The sequence below is a fragment of the Allobosea sp. genome, from assembly GCF_048595345.1.
Lineage (GTDB): Bacteria > Pseudomonadota > Alphaproteobacteria > Rhizobiales > Beijerinckiaceae > Allobosea.
Window position 1 is genome coordinate 1 of sequence record NZ_JBMDWH010000182.1, and the last position, 21,083, is coordinate 21,083.

The window sequence follows — 21,083 nt, forward strand, 5'->3', positions numbered from 1 at the left end:
AGCAGCGACCAGACGAAGCGCCCCGCCACCGCCAGCAGGAACAGCCCGAACGCCACCTCCAGCCGTCGCTTGGAGAGGCGGTGCGCCACGCGGGCACCGATCGGTGCCGTCCAGACCGAGGTCGGGATGAACAGCGCCATGCCGATCAGCGAGACATAGCCGAGCGAGAGCGGCGGCAGCACGTCCATCTTCGGCCAGCCGGCATAGATGAAGCCGAGCGCCCCGGGGATCGAGATCAGCACACCGAGGCCCGATGACGTCGCGACCGCCTGATGGATCGGCCGGCCATAGAAGGTCATGAACAGGCTGGAGAGCTGCCCGCCGCCGATGCCCATGAGCGCCGACAGCACGCCGATGACGCCGCCATAGGCGACCATCAGCGGCTTGCCGGGCATGTCCTCGCCGAACTTCCACCGGTCCGCAGCGAAGAGCAGGCGCAGCGCCGAGATCGTCGCGACGACGACGAAGACGATCTTGAAGAGGTCGGCCGGCGCGTAGCGGGCGATGTAGCTGCCGACGAGAACGCCGAGTACCACCGGCACCGCCCAGACCTTGAGAATCGACAGATCGACCATGCCTTTGGCGCGGTGCGCGTTGAAGGAGCGGACCGAGGTCGGGATGATGACGGCCAGAGAGGTCCCGACCGCCAGAGGCATCCGCACCTCCTCGGGAACGCCGATGACGCGGAACACCTCGAACAGGACCGGCACGATGACCGCGCCGCCCCCGACGCCGAAGACTCCGGCCAGAAGGCCCGTCACCGCCCCCGCCAGAACGAGAGAGACGGCGAGAAAGGCGAGATCGCCTAAGGGAATGCCAGCGAGCATGAAACCGTTCCGGTTGGGACGGTTTTCGTGTCGGCTATTTCGGTGGGCGAGGCAAGGGCTGGTCGATCCGCGTCTTCGTACGCCTCATCGCCCGAGCAGACGTCGCTCCAGCAAGCTCTGGAGATCGCGGCGGCCATCGGCGATCAGCAGAACGAAGACTGTTTGGCCAACGGTCCTGTAAATCAGCCGATAGGGCTCGCAGAGAAGCTGCCGAAATTCGCGAATCCCTAGTCGCTCGAGCTCTGCCGGACAGGACCCACGGTCAGGAAAGCGCTCGAGCGTCGTGACCGTCGCCAACATCTGATCAAGCAGCGCGTCGCCGGCAGCCGGTGAGCGATGCGCGGAGATATAGCGGTGGATGGCTTCGAGATCGTCGACGGCACCTTGGGTGAGCTCGACCGCGAAAGCCGACAACGTCATGCTTTGGCGCGGAGGCGCTCTATGGCGGCTCGCGCGGGCAAGGTCCTGCCGGCCGCGACGTCCTGATTGCCGAGCGCCAGCAGCTTCAGCAGGACCAATGTCTCCTGGGTCTGCTCATAGGAGACGATGTCCTGGATCACCGCCTTGGCCTCACCGTTCTGGGTGATCACCACCGCCTCGCGCTTTTCAGCCAGCGTCGCCAGCACTTCGGCGGCATTGGCCTTCAGATAGCTGATCGGCTTGATCTGATTGGAGTAGCGCATAGCGGAGCCTCGGACTGAATTCGGTCCGAATATAGTCCAGCTTCGACCAGCCACCAAGCCGCGAATGGCGTGTCAGGCCGCCTGCGCCTCGTGGCGCGAGACATGGGCCGCCGCCGCCCGCAGATCGGTCAGTGTCGCCTGCGCGCTCACGCAATGCTCGGCGAGGTGGCGGCGGAACTGGCGGGCGCCGGGGCGGCCGGGGCAGAGGCCGACGAGATGGCGCGTGAAGGCGTGCAGCCGCCCTCCCCGTTCGAGATGCGCCGCGATATGGGGCTCCAGCGCCTCCAGCAAAGCGAAGGCGTCCGGCACCGGCGGGTCTTCGCCGAAGAGCAAGGGATCGACCCTGAGAAGGATTTCCGGGTTCTGATAGGCCTCGCGGCCAATCATCACGCCGTCGGTATGCTCGAGATGCGGCAGCCATTCGGCCGGCGCCTTGATGCCCCCGTTGAGGCTGACGGGCAGATCGGGATTGGACGCCTTCAGGCGATAGGCGCGATGATAGTCGAGCGGGGGGATCTCGCGGTTTTCCTTGGGCGAGAGCCCCTGCAGCCAGGCCTTGCGGGCGTGGACGATCAGCGCATCGACGCCGACCGCGCGCACCGAAGCCGTCAGTGCGTCGAGCGCTTCCTCCGGGTCCTGATCGTCGACACCGATGCGGCATTTGACCGTGACGGGAATGGCTACGGCCGCCTTCATCGCCGCCACGCATTCACCGACCAGCGCCGGCTCGCGCATCAGGCAAGCGCCGAAAGCTCCGCCCTGCACACGGTCGGAGGGGCAGCCGCAGTTCAGGTTGATCTCGTCATAGCCGTGGTCGGCACCGATCCGGGCGGCTTGCGCCAATAGCTTCGGGTCGTTGCCGCCGAGCTGGAGCGCGAGGGGATGCTCGATCGGATCGAAGCCGATCAGCCGCTCGCGGTTGCCGTGGATCACCGCCTGCGCCGTCACCATCTCGCTGTAGAGCCGCGCATGGCGCGACATCAGCCGGTGGATCACGCGGCAATGGCGATCCGTCCAGTCCATCATCGGCGCGACGGAAAAGCGATGGGGCGAAAGCTGCGTCATGGTCCCGGGTGGAAGGGCGCGTGGAAAGCCGCGCGTTGGCGCTCCCTTAACCGAAACCGCCATCGGATGCGAGACCGCGGATCCAAAGCGCGCCGAAGGGCGTTCCTCGATCCGGAGGCGATCATGAACTATAAGCAGCTTGGCACCCAGGGCGGAATGCGCCGCTTCGTCGTCGTTCTCGACGCCGGCGAAGAGGCCTTCGAGAGTCTGACCGGCTTTGCACGCCATGAGCGCCTGAGCGCGGGCTCGATGACCGCGATCGGCGCCTTCCAGAAGGCGACGGTCGGTTGGTTCGACCTGCCGGCCAAGACGTATCGCGAAATCCCGATCGACGAGCAGAGCGAGGTTCTGAGCCTGATCGGCGACATCGCGCGTGACGAGAACGGCCGGCCTAGCCTACATCTGCATGCGGTGCTGGGATTGAGCGACGGCTCGACCAAGGGCGGGCACTTCATCCGGGGCACCGTTCGGCCGACGCTGGAGGTGATGATCACCGAGGCGCCCACCGAACTCTCCCGCCGCCACCGTGCCGATCTCGGCATTGCGCTCATCGATCTGCTGTGATGCCGGGCGACGCTTCGCGATCTTCACCCTGGTGCAGTCCGAGCCGCTTCATCAGAGCCAGCGCATCGCGCGGGGCGCGCGGCTTCATCGTGTTGTCGAAATAGACATAGACGTCGCGGGGACGGGCGTCGCCGGCCTCCGGAACGATTCGCCTGTCGCGCCCGGCCTCGCGCCCTTCGGCAAAGGCAGAGACGAGATCGGCCCATCCGTCCAATGCCTCGTCGTCATAGCCGCTCACATAGAGTTTTTCCGAACCGTGCAGGCGCAGATAGGCGAAATCCGCCGTCAGATCCGTCCAGAGCGGCCAGTCGACTGCGTCGGCGCAGACGAGCGCGACGTTGTGCCTGCGCAGCAGAGCGACAAAGGCCGGATCGCGAAAACTCTCATGGCGGACCTCGACGGCATGGCGCAGCGCGCCGACGCCGTCCGCGTCGAGCCAGCCGCGGGCCTTGAGATGGTCGTCATGGCGATGAGCGAGAGTGCTTGCGGCTTCGCCCGTCTTCGGCAGCAGCGCGAGAAAGCTGCCGAAGCTCTCCGGATCGAAGCGGAAGCTCGCGGGAAACTGCCAGAGGATCGGGCCGAGCTTCGGGCCCAGCCTCAGAGGGCCGGAGGCCATGAAATTGGCGAGCGGCGTCTCGATGCCGCGCAGGCGCAGGATGTGGGTGAGGAAGCGCGGGCCCTTGACCGCGAAGACGAACTCTTGCGGCACCGCCTCTGCCCAGCGCGCGAAGCTCGCCGGCGTCTGCAGGCCGTAGAAGGTGCCGTTGATTTCGACGCTCGGGAAGAGCGCTGCGGCATAGGCCAGCTCGCGCTTCTGGGGCAGCCCCCTCGGGTAGAAGTCGCCGCGCCAGGGCGGATAGGTCCATCCAGAAATGCCGATGCGGATGGTGCCCTTGGCCATCTCGTTCTCTCCGGGTGACCCAGCACCCGGAGAGGGAATGTCGGGGGGCCGCGGCCTGTTCCGGCCGTCCCGCCGCTACTTCTTGGCGCGGGCGACGATCTGCGTCGGGTTGACGAAGCGCAGCGCGATGATCAGCCAGATCAGCGTGGTCACCATATAGATCACCGCCATGGCGTCGATCGACTGCACGGCGCGCACGCCTGCCGCGAAGACCGCGTAATAGAGCGCGACCACCAGCGTCTGGCTGGTCGGGCCTGCGGTGAGGAAGGTCAGCTCGAACATGGCGAGCGTGCGCACCAGCACCAGCAGCAGAGCGGCCAGGATGCCGGGCAGCAGCAGCGGCAGCAGCACATGCACGAAGACCTTGAAGGTATTGGCGCCGAAGACCCGCGCCGCCTGCTCGATCTTGGTGTCGATCTGCTCGATGAAGGGGATCATCACCAGAATGACGAAGGGAATGGTCGGCACCAGATTGGCCAGCACCACGCCCGACATCGAGCCGGCGAAACCCGTCTGGTACAGCACCGTCGCCAGCGGAATGCCGAAGGTGATCGGCGGGATCAGCAGCGGCAGCAGGAAGAGCAGCATCACCAGCTTCTGGCCAGGGAAATCCCGCCGCGCCAGCGCATAGGCCGCCGGCACGCCGATCAGCCCTGAGAGGAAGACCACGAGGAAGACGATCTGGAAGGTGACGATGAGCACGTCATAGAGCTGGAACTCGGCCCAGGCCGCCGAATACCAGCGGGTGGTCCAGCCGGCCGGCAGCCAGGTGCCGAGCCAGCGCGTCGAGAAGGAGGAGACGACGACCGTGGCGATCATCCCCAGCAGGTTGACGATGAAGAAGCCGATCAGCGTCCAGTTGGCGGCCGCCCAGAGCTTCGTCGAGAGACGGTTGTCCTTGACCATCGGCTCAACCCTTTCCGCCGCCGGCCGGGCCGCGATACAGCAATCCGCGAGCCGCGAGCACCAGCACGACGATCCCGAGCTGCACCATGCCCATGATCATCGCGACGGCAGAGGCCATCGAGTAGTCGTATTCCTCGAAGGCCGCCTGGTAGGCCGCGATCGAGATCACGCGCGTCGGCCCCGAGGGCGCTCCCAGCAGCACGGCCGAGGGAAACACCGAGAAGGCCTGCACGAAGCTGAGGCAGAAGGTGATCGCCAGGCCCGGCAGCAACAGCGGAAACAGGATGTGCTTGAAGCGCTGCCAGGGGCCCGCGCCCAGGGTCGCGCCGGCATTTTCCAGTGCCGGATCGATGCCCGACAAATAGGAGAGCGTCAGCAGGAAGGTGAAGGGAAAGCCGGTGATGACCAGCGAGAGCATCACGCCCCAGTAATTGTGCAGCAGCTTCACGGGTGTCGAGATGATGCCGAGCGTCAGCAACGTGCGGTTGAACCATCCCTGTGGGCCGAGATAGTTCAGCAGCCCTTCGGCGACGAGCACGGTGCCGAGGGTGATCGGGATCACGAGAATGGTGGTGAGCAGCCGCTGGTGCTTCATCAGCCGGACACGGAAGGCGATCGGGATCGCCAGCGCCAGCGTCGCGATCGTCACCGGAAGAGCGAGCCAGAGCGTGGTCGCGATCGTGCCGTACAGGAACGGGTCGGAAAAGAAGCGCTGGTAGTTGGCCAGCGCGCCCCCGGCCTTGGGCTCGAAGGAGAGGACGAGCCCGTAGAGAAACGGGTAGATGAAGAGCGCCAGCAGGAACAGCACCGCCGGCAGCACCAGCAATGTCAGGCCGTCGAGGCCGCGCGCCGCCAGCCTCTGCTTCAGCGGAATGGAAGAGGACGCGGTGCTCACGCAGCGCCTCCATAAACCAGCACGCGGTCCGGATCGGCGGCGAGGGTCACAGCCTCGCCGGGCGTCAGCTTGTCATGGGCGAGGAAGGAGAGATCGGTGCCGTCCGCCATGCGGGCGAAGCCGACGAATTCGCGGCCGCGGAACTCGCTGGAGACCACCTGCGCCTGCAGGCCCGGCTGGCCGGCCGCGACAGGATGCAGGTCTTCGGGGCGAATGGCGAGGAAGGCATCCGCCCCGGCGGCGACGCTTGGGCGGGTGCGGCCGGAGAGCTGCGCGTTGCCGACGGTGACGCTCGCGCGGCCATCGGCCACCGAGGCGACCTTGCCGGCGACGCGGTTGCGGAAGCCCATGAACTCGGCGACGTCGAGATGGTCGGGCCGCATGAACAGCTCTTCGGGCGTGCCGACCTGGCGCACCACGCCGTCGCGCAGCACGACGATCCGGTCGGCGAGCGAGAGCGCCTCTTCCTGATCATGCGTGACATAGATCGTGGTGGCGCCGAGCGTGTTGTGGATGCGGCGGATTTCGGCGCGCATCTCCAGGCGCAGCTTGGCGTCGAGATTGGAAAGGGGCTCGTCCATCAGCACCAGCGGCGGCTCGACCACGATGGCGCGAGCGATGGCGACACGCTGCTGCTGGCCGCCCGAGAGCTGGCCGGGCAGCTTCTCGGTCTGGCCCTGAAGGCGCACGAGAGCAGCGGCCTCGGCGACGCGCTTGTCGATTTCGGCGCGCGGCACGCCGCGCATCCTGAGGCCGAAGCCGATGTTCTTGGCCACCGTCATATGCGGGAACAGGGCGTAATTCTGGAACACCATGCCGAAGCCGCGCTCTTCGGGCCGCAGCGGGTCGATGCGCTTCTCGTCGAGCCAGATGCCGCCGCCGGTCGCGGGCAGGAGACCGGCGATCAGGTTCAGGGTCGTCGACTTGCCGCAGCCGGAGGGGCCCAGCAGCGCGATGAACTCGCCCTTGCCGATCGTCAGCGAGACGTCCTTGAGCGCGTTGTGAGTGCCGAAATCGCGGCTCAGGCGGTCGAGCTTGAGCTCGCGAAAGGAGGCTGCGTTGATCGTCATGGCGTCCGGATTCCGGGAGATGGCGAGACAATGCGCAGCGGCGGACAAGGCCTGCCGGCCCTGCCCGCCGCTGCGGGATACGACGTTACTTCTTCTTGGCGCCGCCGATCTGCTCGTCCCACATGCGGAAGGCGACGACCATCTTGGCGGGATCGAGAGGCGTTTCGAGCGGGTTGTCGGCGATCAGCTTGTCGTATTCGGCGCGGCCGAACTCGTTGATCGCCTTGCGGCTGTCCTCCGGAGCCATGTCGAGCGTGACGCCCTTCACGGCCGGGCCCGGATAGAAATAGCCCTCGTCATAGGTGTAGGCCTGCTGCTCCTTGGTGAGCAGGAAGTTCATCAGGTCGATCAGGACGGCGAGCTTCTCCTCCGAGACGCCCTTGGGGATGCACATGTAATGCGCGTCCGTGACCCAGTGGAAGCCCTTGAGCGCGGCGACCTTGGCCTCCTTCGGCACGACGCCGAGAACGCGCGGATTGATGTCCCAGCCCGTGGTCGTCACGGTCATGTCGCGGGAACCGTCGCCGAGTTCCTTCATCACCGCACCGGTGCCGGCGGGGTAATACTCGATATTCTCGCCGAGCGCCTTGAGATAGGCCCAGGTCTTGTCCCAGCCCTTCTCCGGATCCTTCGGATCCTTGTCGCCGAGGATATAGGGCAGGCCCATCAGCCAGGTGCGGCCGGGGCCGGAATTGGCCGGGCGCGCATAGATCATCCGGTCCTTGTTTTCCCGGGTCCAGGCCAGCAGCTCCTCGGCCGTGGTCGGAACTTTCTTGACCTTGTCGGGCATGTATTCGAGCAGCGGACCCGAGGGGTAATAGGTCACGACGACGCCCTGCCCGCTCGCCAGGCCCTGCATCTTCCAGGCGCCTTCGAGGAAGATGTCCTCGAGCTTGGGCAGGTTGCCGGCCTGCTGCGGCAGCAGCGGCACCCAGAGATTCTGCTCGACACCCGCCGAAAGCGCGTCCGTGCCGGTCAGCACCATGTCGATATCGACGCGGTTGGCGGCCTGCTGAGCCTTGATCTTGCCGGGCAGCTCGGGCGCCGGCGCCTTGGTGAAGGTGACGCGCGAAACGAGGTTCGGCTTGGCCTTGCGATAATTCTCGATCGCCTTCTGCGTCAGCGCGAGATTGCCCGCGACGTCGACGATCGAGATCGCGACGGGCGAGGTCGGCAGCTTCAGCGACTGGGCGAAGGCGCCCGGCGCCTGCGCGACGAGACCCAAGCCGGCGACGCCGCCGATGAAATGACGCCTGTTGATGCTGTCATGAGCCATCGATGTGTTCCTCCAAATGCGGATGTTCGAACCGCCGTTGCGGGCCCGGTCTCAGACGAACCGGCCTCTTTGTCGTTCCCGTGCCCTGCGCCGTTGACGCATGGGTCGGTTGCTCGGTATCCTAGTATACTAGTCATCGAGACCTTGGCAATGGCCCAGCCCGCGACCCGGCACAGCACCGACCAGATCTACAGCGTGCTGCGCACCGAGGTGATCAGCGGCGCGCTGAAGCCGCGCGAGGCCATGTCGGAAGCGCGCATGGCGCTGCGTTTCGGGGTGAGCCGCACGCCGGTCCGCGAGGCTTTCAAGCGGCTTGTGGAGGAGGGCTTTCTCGTGGCCGTCCCGCAGGTCGGCACCTTCGTCGCGCCGATCGATCTCGCCGCCGTTCACAACAGCCAGTTCGTGCGCGAGACGCTGGAATGCCGCATCGTGGTGCTGGCGGCGCAGCGCATCCGCGAGGCCGACAGGCTGCGCCTTGAAGCACGGGTCGACGAGCAGGCCGCCGCCACCAAACGCCAGGATCGACCCGAAATCTTTCGTCTCGACGAGGTTTTCCATGCCGAGATCGCCCGGATCGCGGGGCACAGCACGGTCTGGAGCATGATCGAGGGCGTCAAGGCCCAGATGGACCGGGTGCGCTGCCTCTCCCTCGAAACGCCGTCCTGGTCGGAGGTGATCCTGCAGGAGCATCGCGTGATCGCCGATCACATCATCCGCCACGACGCGGCCGGCGCCGAGGCTGCGATGCGGGCGCATCTGCGCACCGTCTTTGCGACGATCGACGCGATCGCCAAGGACCATGCGGACGCCTTCGACGATTCCCGGCTGACGCCGACGACGCCTTGACGGGCGGCTGCCGCACCGCCGCACCTCCCCCTCGCAGAGACTTGCCGTAAGGATATCAGACGATGGAACAATGCTGGCGCTGGTTCGGGCCGGACGATGTGGTGACTCTGGCGATGGCCCGGCAGGCCGGCGCCACGGCAATCGTCAACTCTCTGCACCAGATCCCCTATGGCGTGGTCTGGAGCGTCGAGGAGATCGAGAAGCGGCAGGCCATCATCCGTGCCGATGAGAGCCTCGGGCTGGACTGGCGGGTGGTGGAGAGCCTGCCGATCCATGAGAGCGTGAAGATCGGCGAAGGCGACCTCGAAACCGTCTTCGAGAATTATCGCCAGTCGATGCGCAACCTCGCCGCCTGCGGGCTGAAGGTGATCTGCTACAATTTCATGCCCGTGCTGGACTGGACGCGGACGCAACTGGCCGAGCCGCTGCCGGGCGGCGGCACGGCCTTGCGCTTCAACCTGCACGAATATGTCGCGCTCGACCATTTCATGCTGAAGCGCAAGGGTGCGGATGAGGGCCATTCGGCCGCAGTGATGGACAAGGCGCGGGCCTGGTTCGAGGGCTCCAGCGAAGCGGATCGCGCGCGGCTGCTCGCCAGCGTGATGGCGGGCCTCCCCGGCGCCTTCGATCGCTACGACCTGCCGGGGCTGGCGCGCATTCTCGAGCGCTATGCCGGCATGACGCATGAACGGCTGCGGGAGAACCTCAAGCGCTTCCTCGAAGCGATCATCCCCACCGCCGAAGAGGTCGGCATCCGCATGTGCATCCATCCGGACGATCCGCCGCGGCCGCTCTTCGGCCTGCCGCGCATCTGCTCGGACGAGGAGGATATCGCCTGGATTCTCGATGCCGTGGATGCGCCCGCCAACGGCCTGACCCTGTGCTCGGGCTCGCTCGGCGCCAATCCGAAGAACGACGTGCCCACGATCGCGCGCCGCTTCGCCGACAAGATCTGGTTCGCGCATCTGCGCAATGTCGCCAAGGACCCGGACGGCTCCTTCATGGAGGCCGAGCATCTGGGCGGCGACACCGACATGGTCGCGCTGGTCGATGCGCTGATGGCCGAGGAGAAGCGTCGCCGGGAAGCCGGTCTGCCGCATTGGCAGATCCCGATGCGCCCCGATCACGGCCACGCCCTGCTCGATGATCTCGGCAAGGGCTCCTTCCCCGGCTATCCGGCGGTGGGCCGGTTGCGCGGGCTGGCGGAACTGCGGGGCGTCATGACGGCCCTCGCCAGCGTCAAGGGCTACGCCGCCTGAGCGGACTGACGGGGCGAATGGAAAAGGCGGGCATAGCCCGCCTTTTTTGTTGCATCGCCTCAGTGCATGCTGGTTCCGCGAAAACTCAGCGTGGTGTGAGGCTCAGCCCGCCAGGAAGGCGACACCGGCCAGCGCCATCGCAGCGCCGGCGAAACGCGCGAGGCGCGGGGCGTGGCTCGCGATCAGGCTCGCGAGGACGAGGCCGACGCCGTGCAGGGCCGCCGTCGCCAGAACGAAGCCTGCGGCATAGCTCAGCGCACCGGCGTTCTCGGGCAGTTCGGCGCCGTGAGCGTAGCCGTGGAAGATTGCGAATAGAGCGCAGAGCGCCGTGCCGGCGGCCAGCGGCAGAGCGACGTTGAACGCAATGGCGAGCCCAAGCGCGACGACCGACAGGCCGATGCCGATCTCGACCCCCGGCAGCGGGTAGCCGCTCATCCCCCAGAGCCCGGCCAGAACCATCGTTCCGACGAAGGCGGCAGGATAGGCGAAGCGCGCCTTGCCGCCGGCGAGGCCGGCCCAGAGGCCGACCGCGACCATCGCGGTCAGATGGTCGAGGCCGAAAAGCGGGTGGCTGAGACCGGCCGTGAAGCCATGGACCGCGCCGACGCCGGTATGGGCGAAGGCCGAGGTTGCGGAGAGGGTCGCCGCCACGGCGAGGCCCAACCGGTTGACCATCTTGGACATTCTGCTTCTCCTCCGACCATGCCGTCGCTGTCGATCCATATCGTCATTGCGAGCGCAGCGAAGCCATCCAGGGGACTTGGCGAACCGTTCCGCCCTGTGGCTTCTGGATTGCTTCGCTCCGCTCGCAATGACGAGCCCAAATCAAGCCGCCGAGGCGGCGGCCTTCAGTCCGCCGGCCGTCTCGATGAAGTCGATCACCGCATCGACGCCTTCGCCGGCGCGGGTGTTGGTGAAGACGAAGGGGCGCTTGCCGCGCATGGTCCGGGAATCGCGTTCCATCACGCCAAGATCGGCGCCGACATGGGGCGCCAGATCCGTCTTGTTGATGACGAGCAGGTCCGAGCGGGTGATGCCCGGCCCGCCCTTGCGCGGGATTTTCTCCCCGGCGGCGACGTCGATGACGTAGATCGTCAGATCGGCGAGCTCGGGCGAGAAGGTCGCGGCGAGATTGTCGCCACCGGATTCGATCAGGATGAGGTCGAGCGCCGGGAATTTGCCGCGCATCTCGGCGACCGCGGCGAGATTGATCGAGCAATCCTCGCGGATCGCGGTGTGCGGGCAGCCGCCGGTCTCGACGCCCATGATCCGCTCCTCGGCCAGGGCGCCGGCGACCGTCAACAGCCGCGCATCCTCCTTGGTGTAGATGTCATTGGTGATGGCGCAGAGGTCGTAAGTGTCGCGCATGCGCTTGCACAGCGCCTCCATCAGCGCCGTCTTGCCGGAGCCGACCGGGCCGCCGATGCCGACGCGGAGCGGACCGTGGGGAGAGCGGGTCATGAGCGGAACAACCTCGAATACTGGGTTTCGTGACGCAAGGACGCGATATCCGAACGAAAGGCGCAGCCGCCGAGATCCTCGAGCGTGGCGCGCCCAGCCGCCTTGGCAGCGTCATGCAAGGCCGGCACCAAGGCGGCGGTGATGCGCTGCCCATCCGTCTGTCCGACGATGCCGAGGCGCACGGAGGCGGACACCAGATTGGCGACGAAGCCGAGACCATAGGCCCGGAGGCTGTCGTCGAGAGGCAGGTCATGCCCTGCGGCGGCGACCGCGACGGCGACCGGATAGGGCACATCGCCGGACCACAGTTCCGGCAGCCGTTCGATGGCCGGGCACGGCCAGGAGGCCCGCAGCGCCGCTACGAAGGCATTGCCCTGCGTGACCGTTTCGAGCCGCCGCTCGGCCGAATTGGCCAGTGCCAAGGCGAGTTCCGCCACCTCGCGCAGGACGGCGTCGTCGGCGCCCCGCACCGCATGATAGGCGGCGGTGAAGAGGATGAGGTCGTTGCGCAGGGAGCCGTTCGTCACCAGCGCATCGAGCCAGTCGAGCAGGGTGTCGGCGTCACGCAGGTCACCCGCCTCGAACGCCCATTCCAGCCCGTGAGAATAAGCGAAGGCTCCCACCGGGAAGGACGGGGAGAGCCAGATCATCAGCGGCAGATGCGCGCTCATGCGCGGGCCGGATCAATGCTCGTGCGAATGGGCCTTCTGGCCGTGGCCGTGATCATGGCTGTGATGGTCGTGCTTGTGGTCGTGGCCGCAGCCGCAGGACGCGCCGTGTACGTGATGGTCATGCGCATGGGCGTGGTCGCCATCTGCGTGCGAATGCGATTCGGCGTGAGCATGGGCATGGGCATACGCATGGCCGTGCTTCTCGTCATGACCGTGATGATGCCCATGGTGATGGCCGTGATCGTGGTCGTGGTGATGGGCGTGGTGGTGGTCATGATGGTGATGATCATGGCCGCAGCCGCAATCGTCGCCATGGTCGTAGGCGCCGCGCTCGGGCTGGAAGGGGCGCTCGACCAGCGCCATGGTGCAGCCCTGCCCGCGGATCATCTCGGCGAGAACGTGATCGTTCTCGATATAGACGGCGTCCGCCGTGATCTCGGCCGGGGTGTGGCGGTTGCCGATATGCCAGGCGACGCGCATCAGCCGCAGCGGATTCTCGGCCCGGATCTCCAGAAGGCTCTGCGCGGCGGCCTTGATCTGGACCAGCTGGCCGTCCTCCAGCCTCACCGCGTCGCCATCGGCGAGCACGGTGGCCTTGTCGAGATCGAGCAGGATGTCGAGGCCGCCATCGGCCTTGAGCGCGAGCCTGCGGCGATTTCGGTCATCATGGTCGAGGGTGAGCGTATCGACCACACGGTCGGCCTTGACCGCGGCCTTGCGAACGACGGAGGTGGCGCGCTGCATGATCTTGAACCTGTGACGTGACGGGTGTCGGCGGCCGAAGCCGCGCCGCCCACTTCCACCACCGCCGGGGCGCCGATGCAACCCCTCGCGAGGCTTCATCCGAGACGGCGGGCTCAGCCCATGCCGATCGCGGGAATCCTGTTGCGGGCCGCCACCTCCGCCGCCAGTCGCTTGTCGAAGGCCTTTTGCGCCCGGCCGATCTCTTCGGCATGGCTGGCTGCCCACTCCCCCAGCGCCGCCACTGGCTCCCAGAGCGAGCGGCCGAGATCGGTCAGCTCGTATTCGACGCGCGGAGGAACGGTCGGATAGACGGTGCGGCTGACGAGCCCATCGCGCTCCAGCCCTCGCAAGCTCAGGGTCAGCATGCGCTGCGAAATGCCGTCGACCTGACGCTTGATCTCGTTGAAGCGGCGGGGCCCCTCACCCAGCAGCCGGACGATCAGAATGCTCCATTTGTCGCCGATGCGGGCCAGCACCGGCGCAACGACGCGGCAGGTCTCGGTTACATGCATGTGACCCGGTTTCAAAAATGTGCCTCCTTGCAGAGCCTTAGTCAGGCTCATACTCATCCTTGGTATCAAACATATACCACGGAGCCCGGCCATGAAACTGCTTCATCTCGATTCCAGCATCCTCGGCGAGCAATCGGCCAGCCGGGAGATTTCGGCGGCGATCGTCGCGCGGCTGCGCCAGGTCGATCCTTCGCTGGAGGTCAGTTATCGCGATCTCGCGGCTGATCCCGTTCCGCATCTCTCAGGCGGCTACCTCGCTGTGGCGAGCGGTGCGGACGATACCGGCTCCTTCACCGCCGAAGTCGCCGACAGCACGGCGATCCTCGATGCTTTCATCGAAGCGGACATCGTGGTGATCGGCGCGCCGATGTATAATTTCGGCATCCCGTCGCAGCTCAAGGCGTGGATCGATCGCATCGCCGTCGCCGGCAAGACGTTCCGCTACACCGAGACGGGGCCGGAGGGTCTTGCAGGCGGCAAGCGCATCATCGTCGCGAGTGCGCGTGGCGGCATCTATACGCCGGGCAGCCCGGCCGCGCCGGCCGATTTTCAGGAGCCCTATCTGCAGGCGGTGTTCGGCTTTCTCGGCGTGACCGATGTCGAGATCATCCGCGCGGAGGGCCTGAAGATGGGGCAGGAGCAGTTGGACGCGGCTTTGGCCGGGGCTCGGAACGCCGCCTCCGAACTGCCTGCGCTGCCCAAGGCGGCCTGAGCCTCAGCGCGGGGGCGTCACGTCCCGCGTGCGGTCGGGCAACGCATCCACCGCCTCGTCCGCGCCCTCGTCGCGGCCCGTGACGCCCTCGCGCAGCACCTTCGTGGCGGCTTGCGCCTTGGCGTCTGGGGATGTCGGCAGCGGCGCAGTCTCGCCCGTCGCCTTCAGCCCGATCTCGTCAGGCTTCTTGCCCTCACCACGCGCCGCGGCGGCAAAGGTCGCCAGAGCTTCCGGCTGACCCTTGCCGCTCGCCCCATCTTGATCCGCCATGATCGCCTCCCTTGCTTTGCGCTGGGGACGCGGAGGAGACGGGAGCTGTTCCGCCGTTCTCAGAACAGGAAGTAACGCTGCGCCAGCGGCAATTCCCTGGCGGGCTCGCAGACCAGCAATTCGCCATCGGCCACGACGGAATAGGTCTCCGGGTCGATGCGGATATCGGGCGTCGCGTCGTTGTGGATCATGCTCTTCTTGGAGATGCCGCCACGGGTGTTTTCGACCGCGACCATCTCCTTGTCGGTGCCGAGCCGGTTCCTGAGCCCGTTCGCCAGTGCCGCCTGCGAGACGAAGACCAGCGAGGTCGAGGTCACGGCCTTGCCGAAGGCGCCGAACATCGGGCGGTAATGCACCGGCTGCGGCGTCGGGATCGAGGCGTTGGGGTCGCCCATCGGGGCAGCGGCGATCGAGCCGCCCTTGATGACGAGATCGGGCTTGGCGCCGAAAAAGGCGGGCGACCAGACGACGAGATCGGCCAGCTTGCCGATCTCGACCGAGCCGATATGGCGGGAGATGCCGTGGGCGATCGCGGGGTTGATCGTGTCTTTCGCGACATAGCGCTTGGCGCGGAAATTGTCGGCGCCGGTGCCGGCGTCCTGCGGCAGCGGCCCGCGCTGCACCTTCATCTTGTGCGCGGTCTGCCAGGTGCGGGTGACGACCTCGCCGACGCGGCCCATCGCCTGGCTGTCCGAGGACATCATCGAGAGCGCGCCGAGATCGTGCAGGATGTCCTCGGCCGCGATCGTCTCCTTGCGGATGCGGCTCTCGGCGAAGGCGAGATCCTCGGGGATGGTGGGCGACAGATGATGGCAGACCATCAGCATGTCGAGATGCTCGTCGAGCGTGTTGACGGTGAAGGGCCGGGTCGGGTTCGTAGAAGAGGGCAGGACGTTGGGAAGCCCCGCGACCTTCATGATGTCCGGCGCATGGCCGCCGCCCGCCCCCTCGGTGTGGAAGGCATGGATGGTGCGGCCCTTGAAGGCGGCGATCGTGTCCTCGACGAAGCCCGATTCGTTCAGCGTGTCGGTATGGATCATCACCTGGACGTCGTGATCATCGGCGACCGAGAGGCAGTTGTCGATCGCGGCCGGGGTCGTGCCCCAATCCTCGTGCAACTTCATCGCGCAGGCGCCGGCCTCGATCATCTCGGCGAGCGCGCCGGGCAGCGCGGCATTGCCTTTGCCGGCGAAGGCGAGGTTCATCGGGACGGCGTCGGCGGCGCGGATCATCTGGCCGAGATGCCAGGGGCCCGGGGTGCAGGTCGTCGCCAGCGTGCCATGGGCAGGGCCGGTGCCGCCGCCGAGCATGGTGGTGAGGCCGCTCATCAGCGCATCCTCGATCTGCTGGGGGCAGATGTAATGGATATGGCTGTCGAAGCCGCCGGCGGTGACGATCTTGCCCTCGCCGGCGATGACTTCGGTGCCGGGGCCGACGATGATCGTCTCGGTCGGCGCGAAATTGCCGAAGCCGGCCTGGATATCGGGGTTGCCGGCCTTGCCGATCGCGACGATGCGGCCGCCCTTGATGCCGATATCGGCCTTCACGATCCCCCAATGGTCGAGGATCAGCGCATTGGTGATGACGGTGTCGACCGCGCCCTCGGCATTGGTGACCTGGCTCTGGCCCATGCCGTCGCGGATGACCTTGCCGCCGCCGAACTTCACCTCCTCGCCATAGGTGGTGAAGTCCTTCTCCACCTCGATCCAGAGTTCGGTATCACCGAGGCGCACCTTGTCGCCGGTGGTGGGGCCGAACATGGCGGCATAGGCATTGCGCGGGAACGAGAAGGGCATGGCGGCCTCAGGTCGAGACGGGCGAGAAACAGAAATCCATGGCGGCGGCATCGACGTCGAAGGTCAATGTCGTGGTGCAGCCGGATGCAAGATTCGCCGCACCGATCAGGCAGTCAGGAAACTGGGCTTTGCCGCCCTCATAGGCATCGATGGCCTGGCTGACGATGTCGGCCTGATGGATCAGAAATTCCGGTGCTTCGACCAGATGCCGAAGCCGCAAAGCAATGTCCTTGCGCGAAAGCTTGAAGCTGCGCTGCAGCGTCCAAGCGAATTCGCTCAGCACGATGTGGTTCACGAAGAGCGGTTCCCGCTCGGCTTCGTCGAGCAGCCGCTCGACAGCCGCAAACTGGCGATGATCCGTGAGGTCGATCGTGCGCAGGAGAATGTTGGTGTCGATGCCGCGCATCAGCGACCGGAGCGCACCCGCTCCTCCTGCTCGTTCATCGCTTCCGTAATCGCGTCGTCGATGTCCTGCTGCCTCAGAGGGCGTCCGAGCGTCAGCGGCGGCAACGTCGCGCGCAGTTCCCGGATGCTGCGCCGCCGCTTCGCCTCGACCTTGAGCTCGTTGTCGTCCGTCAATTCAAAGCCAAGACGATCACCGGGACGAAGGCCGAGGGCCTGCCGGATCTCGGCAGGCAGGGTGAACTGCCCTTTTGATGTCAGGGTCGCATCGAGCTTGATCGCCATGGACCTCTCTCCTTACTCACCGGAAAGTAAGGCGATGGCTCATGTAAGGCAAGGCATCGGGAGCTTGCTCAGGAGTCGGCTTCGGTGCTCGCAGCCGGCGCAGCAACCTCGGCAATCGGCGCGGCGACCTTCGCCTTCGGCTTAGGCTTCTTGCGCGCCTTCTTCACCACCACCTTGGGGCGCGGCGCACGTGCCTGCGCATCCTGCAGCATTTCGAGCTGCACCTGCTGGATCTCGGCGAGGCGCTGCCACTGGCGCATCACCAGGTGATCCATCTTCTCGTGGAGATGGCGGATTTCGAGTTCGGCCTTGAGGTTGACCTGATAGTCGTTGAGCGAGCGCAGGCGGTCTTTCGATTCCTGCCGCTTCTGGCTCATCATGATGATCGGCGCCTGGATGGCGGCGAGGCAGGAGAGCACCAGGTTGAGCAGGATGAAGGGATAGGCGTCGAAAGCCTTTTGCTCGCCCAGCGCCACGTTGAGCGCCATCCAGCCGACCAGGACCACACCGAAGCTGATCAGGAAGGCCCAGGAGCCGCCAAAGCTGGCGAGACCGTCCGAGAGGCGCTCTCCCAGCGTTCGGTGCTCCTCGAAATCATCCTCGACGTTCTCGGCGATGGTTTCCTGCCGGGCGATGCTCTCGGCGACCTCGCGGTCGAGATCGGAGTATTCGCCATGCTCCTCGCGCAGGATTTCCTCGACATAGCGCGTGCGATAGCGCGCGAGCTCCTTCACGCTGATGAAGCTGTCGTCTGAGATTTCCGGGAAGTCGCGGCGGATATGATCGGCGAGCGCCGGACGCAGCGTGCCGATCTCGATCAGGTTCTTGCGGGCCATCTCCTGCCCGCAAATGGCGCAGACGCCGCGCTTCTTGCTCGCGGCCGCGCGTTCGGACGGTCCGAGCGCCGACGCAACCGGCTGCGCGTCGAAGCTCCCGTCGTGATGGTCGGCGTCGTCGGTCGTGGTCACAGCTTGCCCATGATGTCCTGGCGGAAGCCATAGACCTCGCGCTTGCCGGCGAGCGCCACCAGCCGGACCTCCCGGGTCTGGCCGGGCTCGAAACGCACGGCCGTGCCGGCGGGAATATCGAGCCGGAAGCCGCGGGCGCGGTCCCGCTCGAAGGCGAGCGCGGGGTTGGCTTCGAAGAAATGATAATGCGAGCCGATCTGAATGGGCCGGTCGCCGGTGTTGGATACCGTGAGCGTCAGGCTCTCGCGGCCTTCGTTCATGGTCAGCTCGCCCGGCACGGTCTCGACTTCGCCCGGGGTGAGCCCGCTGGCCGCGCCGCGGATCGGCTGGTGCACGGTGACGAGCTTGGTGCCGTCCGGAAAGGTCGCCTCGACCTGCACGTCGTGGATCATCTCGGCGATCCCATCCATCACCTGATCGGCGGTGAGCACATGCGCCCCCGCCTCCATCAGCTCGGCGACGGAACGGCCGTCGCGCGCACCCTCGACGACGGTGTCGGTGATCAGCGCGACGGCCTCGGGATGGTTGAGCTTGACGCCGCGCTCAAGGCGTCGTCGCGCGACCATGGCGGCCATCGCAACGAGCAGCTTGTCCTTTTCACGCGGCGTCAGGTTCATGCCTTGTCCTTCCCCTCGTCCCCGTCGGACTCCTCTTCGGACTCCTCGTCCTCGGAATCGTCCTCGTCTTCGTCATGCTCGTCCTCGTCGTCGAGGTCGAGGTCAAGATATTCGTAGCCGAAAACGATCTCGCCCGTTTCCGGATCGAAGGCGCTGGCCGAGGAATCCTCGAAGGCTTCGATCAGCATCTCGGCGTCATCGGCGCTGTCGACTTCGAAGCGGCGCGACAATTCCTCGCCATCCGCTTTCACCACCAGCTCGATCGACCAGGCCCGGCCCGTCGTGTCGTAGATGCACTTCAAACCCTGGATCGGCAGCATGTCGGTCTCCTCAGCTTGACCAGGTGCGCGGCAGCGCACGACCGGTGACTTGGCTGAGCAGCATGACGAGCACACGACGCAGGGCTTCCGCTCGCCCCGAAACGAGGCGGATAACGAGCAGATCGGACAGGATGCCGGCCCCGCCCTCCACCGCCTCCTCCTGCGCCAGCAAAGCGCGCGCCAGCTCGCATTGCCCGCCCAGATCGGGGCCCACGACGAGCAGCGTCGCGGCCGCCTGGGCGCCGGCACCGATGGCGGGGCGCGCGAGCAGCGCGTTCAGCGCTCCCTCCAGGCGCAGATCCTCGGCGAAGACCAGCCGCCCGCCGCGTCGCAGCCTCCAGCGATCGCGCAAGGCACCTTGGCCCAGCGATTCGCCCATCGCGCTGCGGCCAAAGAACACCGATTCGCAGGCGACCAGCCGGGCATCGGGAGCCAATTCGATCGAGAGGCTGCGGCGCAGCCGCGCCTGCGAGAACAGAATGCTCTCCTGCGGGATCCAGGCGAGGCTCGCACCGCTTTCGACCGAGAGGCTGGTATCGATGGCCGTGGCGAGCCCCTGGCTGCGGTAGATCTTTTCAGCCGCCTGGGTTGTGACGACGGCCACCGCACCCGGCCCCAGCGCGATCTCGACTCGCATCCGGTCGCCGCCTGCCATGCCGCCGCCGGTATTGATCAGCACCGCTTCGCAGCTCGGCTCGAAGGTGTCGGGGAAGCGGGCGCGGTAGCCGCCCGATTCGGCGACCTGCATCCGGAAGGTGCGCCCGGCATGCCGCTCGAAGCGAAGGCGAACCCCTCCGGCCGCGCGGATGGAGGCCGGGACCGGCTGTTCGAAGGGGCCTGCGATGGCCGGCGCGTCCATCGGCGCTCCCAGGACGGTTACTCAAGCGACTGGAGCCGGCGCCTGCCACAGCGGCACCGTCATCGCAGCCATTGTCATCCTGCCCGTTTCTTGGGCAAGCCCTGGCTTGCCATGACGCGCATGAAAAACAGGCAGCGCCCGCCTTTCGATTGTTCAATCGCGCGAAGCGAGGAAGCGCTCCAGCTCACCCCGCGCAGGCGCACCGCTGCGTCCGCCGAAACGGGTGCATTTGATGGCGGCCGCAGCCGAGGCGAAACGGATCGCATCCGTCTCGCCGCGCCCCTCCGCCAAAGCGAGCGCGAAAGCCCCGTGCCAGACATCGCCGGCGCCAAGCGTATCGACGGTTTCGACGGTAAAGGCCGGGCTGTGGCGCACCCCGCCTTCCCAATACAGCACGCCGCCCTTGCCGAGGGTGACGGCGATCCAGTTCTCCGCCCCGCTCGCGATCCGCGTCAAGCCCGCGGCCGGGTCGTCCTCGCCCGAAACCTCGCGCAGGGCCTGCTGGCTGAAGGCCACGTGGCTGGCTGTGGCGACCAGATCGGGATGGGGCGGCTGGCGATCGGCATCGAGCACGCCCGGCACACCTGTCTCCCGCGCCAGCTTCAATGCCGCCAGCGCGCCCTCTCCCCAGCGCGTATCGGCGAGCACGGTGCCGACCCCGGCAGGCAGAGCCTTCGGCAGCCAGTCAGTATCCTCGGGCATCTTCGGATCGGAGTGGGAGATCACCATCCGCTCGCCTTCCGCATCGACGAGAATCGCCGAGACCGGGGAAGTCAGCCCCGCGACACGGCGGGCGAAGCGGGTGTCGACGCCGTCGGCCTCAAGATCGGCGACGATCCTGTCGCCGGTGAGGTCGTCCGCGAGCCGCGTCGCCAGCCAGCAGGCGCCGCCGAGACGGGCGATGGCGACGGCGGCATTGCCGGCGCAGCCGCCGCCGACGATGGCAAGCCCGCGCGAGCGGTACTTCTCGCCGCGTGTCGGCATCGTCTCGACGCTGTAGACATAGTCCAGCGTCGCGATGCCGAGGCAGAAGACGCCGGCCAAGGGCCTACCACTCGCCGGTGTTCGGCATGCTGGCCCAGGGCTCGGCCGGTGCCTTGGCGTCGCCCTTCTGGAGCAGCTCGATCGAGATGTTGTCGGGCGAGCGGATGAAGGCCATGTTGCCGTCGCGCGG

The 21,083-nt window shown here is 66.7% G+C and carries 27 protein-coding genes and 1 pseudogene; 4 read left to right on the plus strand and 24 right to left on the minus strand.

The window, feature by feature from the left end; translation table 11 throughout:
- The 4 genes from ACOJTB_RS16355 to dusA form a co-directional block, all read right to left on the minus strand.
- Window positions 1-827, minus strand: an 827-nt coding sequence (locus ACOJTB_RS16355; protein ID WP_420103587.1) for a sulfite exporter TauE/SafE family protein, incomplete at its 3' end; no start/stop codon positions are given.
- Window positions 828-911: 84 nt separating this feature from the next.
- Window positions 912-1,247: a type II toxin-antitoxin system RelE/ParE family toxin gene (locus ACOJTB_RS16360; protein WP_420103588.1), complete on the minus strand. Its 336-nt coding sequence runs from the start codon at window positions 1,245-1,247 to the stop codon at window positions 912-914.
- A complete protein-coding gene (locus ACOJTB_RS16365; protein ID WP_420103589.1) occupies window positions 1,244-1,510 on the minus strand; it encodes a type II toxin-antitoxin system Phd/YefM family antitoxin in 267 nt (88 codons plus the stop codon). The genes ACOJTB_RS16360 and ACOJTB_RS16365 overlap by 4 nt, the downstream gene beginning before the upstream one ends.
- Before the next feature lie 72 nt (window positions 1,511-1,582).
- Window positions 1,583-2,575 (minus strand): tRNA dihydrouridine(20/20a) synthase DusA, encoded by a 993-nt coding sequence (dusA, locus tag ACOJTB_RS16370; RefSeq protein WP_420103590.1) that lies wholly within the window; start codon window positions 2,573-2,575, stop codon window positions 1,583-1,585.
- Between the two features lie 123 nt (window positions 2,576-2,698).
- On the opposite strand from dusA, the gene ACOJTB_RS16375 reads away from it, so the two are divergent.
- A complete protein-coding gene (locus ACOJTB_RS16375) occupies window positions 2,699-3,139 on the plus strand; it encodes a PPC domain-containing DNA-binding protein (protein ID WP_420103591.1) in 441 nt (146 codons plus the stop codon).
- Here ACOJTB_RS16375 and ACOJTB_RS16380 read toward each other — a convergent pair.
- The 5 genes from ACOJTB_RS16380 to ACOJTB_RS16400 all read right to left on the minus strand — a co-directional run bounded on the left by ACOJTB_RS16380 (window position 3,123) and on the right by ACOJTB_RS16400 (window position 8,187).
- Window positions 3,123-4,040 carry a DUF72 domain-containing protein gene (locus tag ACOJTB_RS16380; protein WP_420103592.1) on the minus strand — a complete coding sequence of 306 codons (918 nt, stop codon included), beginning with the start codon at window positions 4,038-4,040 and terminating at the stop codon, window positions 3,123-3,125. The two genes, ACOJTB_RS16375 and ACOJTB_RS16380, sit on opposite strands and share 17 nt — an antisense overlap.
- 75 nt (window positions 4,041-4,115) lie before the next feature.
- Window positions 4,116-4,946, minus strand: coding sequence for an ABC transporter permease (locus tag ACOJTB_RS16385; protein ID WP_420103593.1), 831 nt, complete (start codon window positions 4,944-4,946; stop codon window positions 4,116-4,118).
- A 4-nt stretch (window positions 4,947-4,950) separates the two neighbouring features.
- A complete protein-coding gene (locus ACOJTB_RS16390; protein ID WP_420103594.1) occupies window positions 4,951-5,841 on the minus strand; it encodes an ABC transporter permease in 891 nt (296 codons plus the stop codon).
- Entirely contained in the window at window positions 5,838-6,905 is a 1,068-nt protein-coding gene (locus tag ACOJTB_RS16395; RefSeq protein ID WP_420103613.1) for an ABC transporter ATP-binding protein, read from the minus strand. Before ACOJTB_RS16395 ends, ACOJTB_RS16390 begins: the two co-directional genes overlap by 4 nt.
- Before the next feature lie 91 nt (window positions 6,906-6,996).
- Complete coding sequence (locus ACOJTB_RS16400) at window positions 6,997-8,187, minus strand: ABC transporter substrate-binding protein (RefSeq protein WP_420103595.1); 1,191 nt, start codon at window positions 8,185-8,187, stop codon at window positions 6,997-6,999.
- 150 nt (window positions 8,188-8,337) lie between these two features.
- Here ACOJTB_RS16400 and ACOJTB_RS16405 point away from each other — a divergent pair, with 150 nt between their 5' ends.
- Window positions 8,338-9,033, plus strand: a complete 696-nt coding sequence (locus tag ACOJTB_RS16405) for a GntR family transcriptional regulator (RefSeq protein ID WP_420103596.1) — start codon at window positions 8,338-8,340, stop codon at window positions 9,031-9,033.
- Window positions 9,034-9,095: 62 nt separating this feature from the next.
- Entirely contained in the window at window positions 9,096-10,292 is a 1,197-nt protein-coding gene (gene uxuA, locus ACOJTB_RS16410; RefSeq protein WP_420103597.1) for a mannonate dehydratase, read from the plus strand.
- Between the two features lie 102 nt (window positions 10,293-10,394).
- On the opposite strand, the gene ACOJTB_RS16415 is transcribed toward uxuA, so the two are convergent.
- The 5 genes from ACOJTB_RS16415 to ACOJTB_RS16435 form a co-directional block, all read right to left on the minus strand.
- On the minus strand, window positions 10,395-10,976 hold the full coding sequence (locus tag ACOJTB_RS16415) for a HupE/UreJ family protein (RefSeq protein ID WP_420103598.1): 582 nt from the start codon (window positions 10,974-10,976) through the stop codon (window positions 10,395-10,397).
- A 141-nt stretch (window positions 10,977-11,117) separates the two neighbouring features.
- Window positions 11,118-11,753 (minus strand): urease accessory protein UreG, encoded by a 636-nt coding sequence (ureG, locus tag ACOJTB_RS16420; protein WP_420103599.1) that lies wholly within the window; start codon window positions 11,751-11,753, stop codon window positions 11,118-11,120.
- Window positions 11,750-12,424 (minus strand): urease accessory protein UreF, encoded by a 675-nt coding sequence (locus ACOJTB_RS16425; RefSeq protein WP_420103600.1) that lies wholly within the window; start codon window positions 12,422-12,424, stop codon window positions 11,750-11,752. The genes ureG and ACOJTB_RS16425 overlap by 4 nt, the downstream gene beginning before the upstream one ends.
- 12 nt (window positions 12,425-12,436) lie before the next feature.
- Window positions 12,437-13,267 (minus strand): urease accessory protein UreE, encoded by an 831-nt coding sequence (locus ACOJTB_RS16430; RefSeq protein ID WP_420103601.1) that lies wholly within the window; start codon window positions 13,265-13,267, stop codon window positions 12,437-12,439.
- Between the two features lie 14 nt (window positions 13,268-13,281).
- The gene (locus ACOJTB_RS16435; protein ID WP_420103602.1) at window positions 13,282-13,680 is read right to left on the minus strand and encodes a winged helix-turn-helix transcriptional regulator; all 399 of its coding nucleotides are present in this window, start codon (window positions 13,678-13,680) and stop codon (window positions 13,282-13,284) included.
- 91 nt (window positions 13,681-13,771) lie between these two features.
- Between ACOJTB_RS16435 and ACOJTB_RS16440 the strand changes: the two genes are divergently transcribed.
- On the plus strand, window positions 13,772-14,392 hold the full coding sequence (locus ACOJTB_RS16440; RefSeq protein ID WP_420103603.1) for an FMN-dependent NADH-azoreductase: 621 nt from the start codon (window positions 13,772-13,774) through the stop codon (window positions 14,390-14,392).
- A 3-nt stretch (window positions 14,393-14,395) separates the two neighbouring features.
- Here ACOJTB_RS16440 and ACOJTB_RS16445 read toward each other — a convergent pair whose 3' ends face one another.
- From ACOJTB_RS16445 to ACOJTB_RS16490, 10 genes and pseudogenes are all read right to left on the minus strand, one after another.
- Window positions 14,396-14,662, minus strand: a complete 267-nt coding sequence (locus tag ACOJTB_RS16445) for a hypothetical protein (RefSeq protein ID WP_420103604.1) — start codon at window positions 14,660-14,662, stop codon at window positions 14,396-14,398.
- Between the two features lie 59 nt (window positions 14,663-14,721).
- A complete protein-coding gene (gene ureC, locus ACOJTB_RS16450; RefSeq protein ID WP_420103605.1) occupies window positions 14,722-16,458 on the minus strand; it encodes an urease subunit alpha in 1,737 nt (578 codons plus the stop codon).
- Window positions 16,459-16,465: 7 nt separating this feature from the next.
- Entirely contained in the window at window positions 16,466-16,864 is a 399-nt protein-coding gene (locus tag ACOJTB_RS16455) for a PIN domain-containing protein (RefSeq protein ID WP_420103606.1), read from the minus strand.
- Window positions 16,864-17,145 carry an AbrB/MazE/SpoVT family DNA-binding domain-containing protein gene (locus tag ACOJTB_RS16460; RefSeq protein WP_420103607.1) on the minus strand — a complete coding sequence of 94 codons (282 nt, stop codon included), beginning with the start codon at window positions 17,143-17,145 and terminating at the stop codon, window positions 16,864-16,866. Before ACOJTB_RS16460 ends, ACOJTB_RS16455 begins: the two co-directional genes overlap by 1 nt.
- A gap of 68 nt (window positions 17,146-17,213) precedes the next feature.
- Window positions 17,214-18,113: a DUF1003 domain-containing protein gene (locus tag ACOJTB_RS16465; RefSeq protein WP_420103608.1), complete on the minus strand. Its 900-nt coding sequence runs from the start codon at window positions 18,111-18,113 to the stop codon at window positions 17,214-17,216.
- Window positions 18,110-18,730: an urease subunit gamma gene (locus ACOJTB_RS16470; RefSeq protein ID WP_420103609.1), complete on the minus strand. Its 621-nt coding sequence runs from the start codon at window positions 18,728-18,730 to the stop codon at window positions 18,110-18,112. The genes ACOJTB_RS16465 and ACOJTB_RS16470 overlap by 4 nt, the downstream gene beginning before the upstream one ends.
- The gene (locus ACOJTB_RS16475; RefSeq protein ID WP_420103610.1) at window positions 18,727-19,050 is read right to left on the minus strand and encodes a hypothetical protein; all 324 of its coding nucleotides are present in this window, start codon (window positions 19,048-19,050) and stop codon (window positions 18,727-18,729) included. Before ACOJTB_RS16475 ends, ACOJTB_RS16470 begins: the two co-directional genes overlap by 4 nt.
- Before the next feature lie 10 nt (window positions 19,051-19,060).
- Entirely contained in the window at window positions 19,061-19,909 is an 849-nt protein-coding gene (locus ACOJTB_RS16480) for an urease accessory protein UreD (RefSeq protein ID WP_420103611.1), read from the minus strand.
- Window positions 19,910-20,062: 153 nt separating this feature from the next.
- Window positions 20,063-20,953 carry a PfkB family carbohydrate kinase gene (locus tag ACOJTB_RS16485; RefSeq protein WP_420103612.1) on the minus strand — a complete coding sequence of 297 codons (891 nt, stop codon included), beginning with the start codon at window positions 20,951-20,953 and terminating at the stop codon, window positions 20,063-20,065.
- Window positions 20,954-20,957: 4 nt separating this feature from the next.
- A pseudogene (locus tag ACOJTB_RS16490) lies at window positions 20,958-21,083 on the minus strand (lactoylglutathione lyase); the annotation flags it as partial.

Excerpts from the sequence above, each read along its gene's own strand:
- ACOJTB_RS16405 (WP_420103596.1), top strand. The coding sequence starts at position 8,338 with ATGGCCCAGCCCGCGACCCGGCACAGCACCGACCAGATCTACAGCGTG.
- ACOJTB_RS16435 (WP_420103602.1), bottom strand. The coding sequence starts at position 13,680 with ATGCATGTAACCGAGACCTGCCGCGTCGTTGCGCCGGTGCTGGCCCGC.
- ACOJTB_RS16360 (WP_420103588.1), bottom strand. The coding sequence starts at position 1,247 with ATGACGTTGTCGGCTTTCGCGGTCGAGCTCACCCAAGGTGCCGTCGAC.
- ACOJTB_RS16415 (WP_420103598.1), bottom strand. The coding sequence starts at position 10,976 with ATGTCCAAGATGGTCAACCGGTTGGGCCTCGCCGTGGCGGCGACCCTC.
- ACOJTB_RS16470 (WP_420103609.1), bottom strand. The coding sequence starts at position 18,730 with ATGAACCTGACGCCGCGTGAAAAGGACAAGCTGCTCGTTGCGATGGCC.
- ACOJTB_RS16460 (WP_420103607.1), bottom strand. The coding sequence starts at position 17,145 with ATGGCGATCAAGCTCGATGCGACCCTGACATCAAAAGGGCAGTTCACC.
- ACOJTB_RS16380 (WP_420103592.1), bottom strand. The coding sequence starts at position 4,040 with ATGGCCAAGGGCACCATCCGCATCGGCATTTCTGGATGGACCTATCCG.
- ACOJTB_RS16440 (WP_420103603.1), top strand. The coding sequence starts at position 13,772 with ATGAAACTGCTTCATCTCGATTCCAGCATCCTCGGCGAGCAATCGGCC.
- ACOJTB_RS16430 (WP_420103601.1), bottom strand. The coding sequence starts at position 13,267 with ATGAAGCCTCGCGAGGGGTTGCATCGGCGCCCCGGCGGTGGTGGAAGT.
- uxuA (WP_420103597.1), top strand. The coding sequence starts at position 9,096 with ATGGAACAATGCTGGCGCTGGTTCGGGCCGGACGATGTGGTGACTCTG.
- ACOJTB_RS16425 (WP_420103600.1), bottom strand. The coding sequence starts at position 12,424 with ATGAGCGCGCATCTGCCGCTGATGATCTGGCTCTCCCCGTCCTTCCCG.
- ACOJTB_RS16475 (WP_420103610.1), bottom strand. The coding sequence starts at position 19,050 with ATGCTGCCGATCCAGGGTTTGAAGTGCATCTACGACACGACGGGCCGG.
- ACOJTB_RS16445 (WP_420103604.1), bottom strand. The coding sequence starts at position 14,662 with ATGGCGGATCAAGATGGGGCGAGCGGCAAGGGTCAGCCGGAAGCTCTG.
- ACOJTB_RS16400 (WP_420103595.1), bottom strand. The coding sequence starts at position 8,187 with ATGGCTCATGACAGCATCAACAGGCGTCATTTCATCGGCGGCGTCGCC.
- ACOJTB_RS16480 (WP_420103611.1), bottom strand. The coding sequence starts at position 19,909 with ATGGACGCGCCGGCCATCGCAGGCCCCTTCGAACAGCCGGTCCCGGCC.
- dusA (WP_420103590.1), bottom strand. The coding sequence starts at position 2,575 with ATGACGCAGCTTTCGCCCCATCGCTTTTCCGTCGCGCCGATGATGGAC.
- ACOJTB_RS16455 (WP_420103606.1), bottom strand. The coding sequence starts at position 16,864 with ATGCGCGGCATCGACACCAACATTCTCCTGCGCACGATCGACCTCACG.
- ureC (WP_420103605.1), bottom strand. The coding sequence starts at position 16,458 with ATGCCCTTCTCGTTCCCGCGCAATGCCTATGCCGCCATGTTCGGCCCC.
- ACOJTB_RS16365 (WP_420103589.1), bottom strand. The coding sequence starts at position 1,510 with ATGCGCTACTCCAATCAGATCAAGCCGATCAGCTATCTGAAGGCCAAT.
- ureG (WP_420103599.1), bottom strand. The coding sequence starts at position 11,753 with ATGACCCGCTCTCCCCACGGTCCGCTCCGCGTCGGCATCGGCGGCCCG.
- ACOJTB_RS16375 (WP_420103591.1), top strand. The coding sequence starts at position 2,699 with ATGAACTATAAGCAGCTTGGCACCCAGGGCGGAATGCGCCGCTTCGTC.
- ACOJTB_RS16385 (WP_420103593.1), bottom strand. The coding sequence starts at position 4,946 with ATGGTCAAGGACAACCGTCTCTCGACGAAGCTCTGGGCGGCCGCCAAC.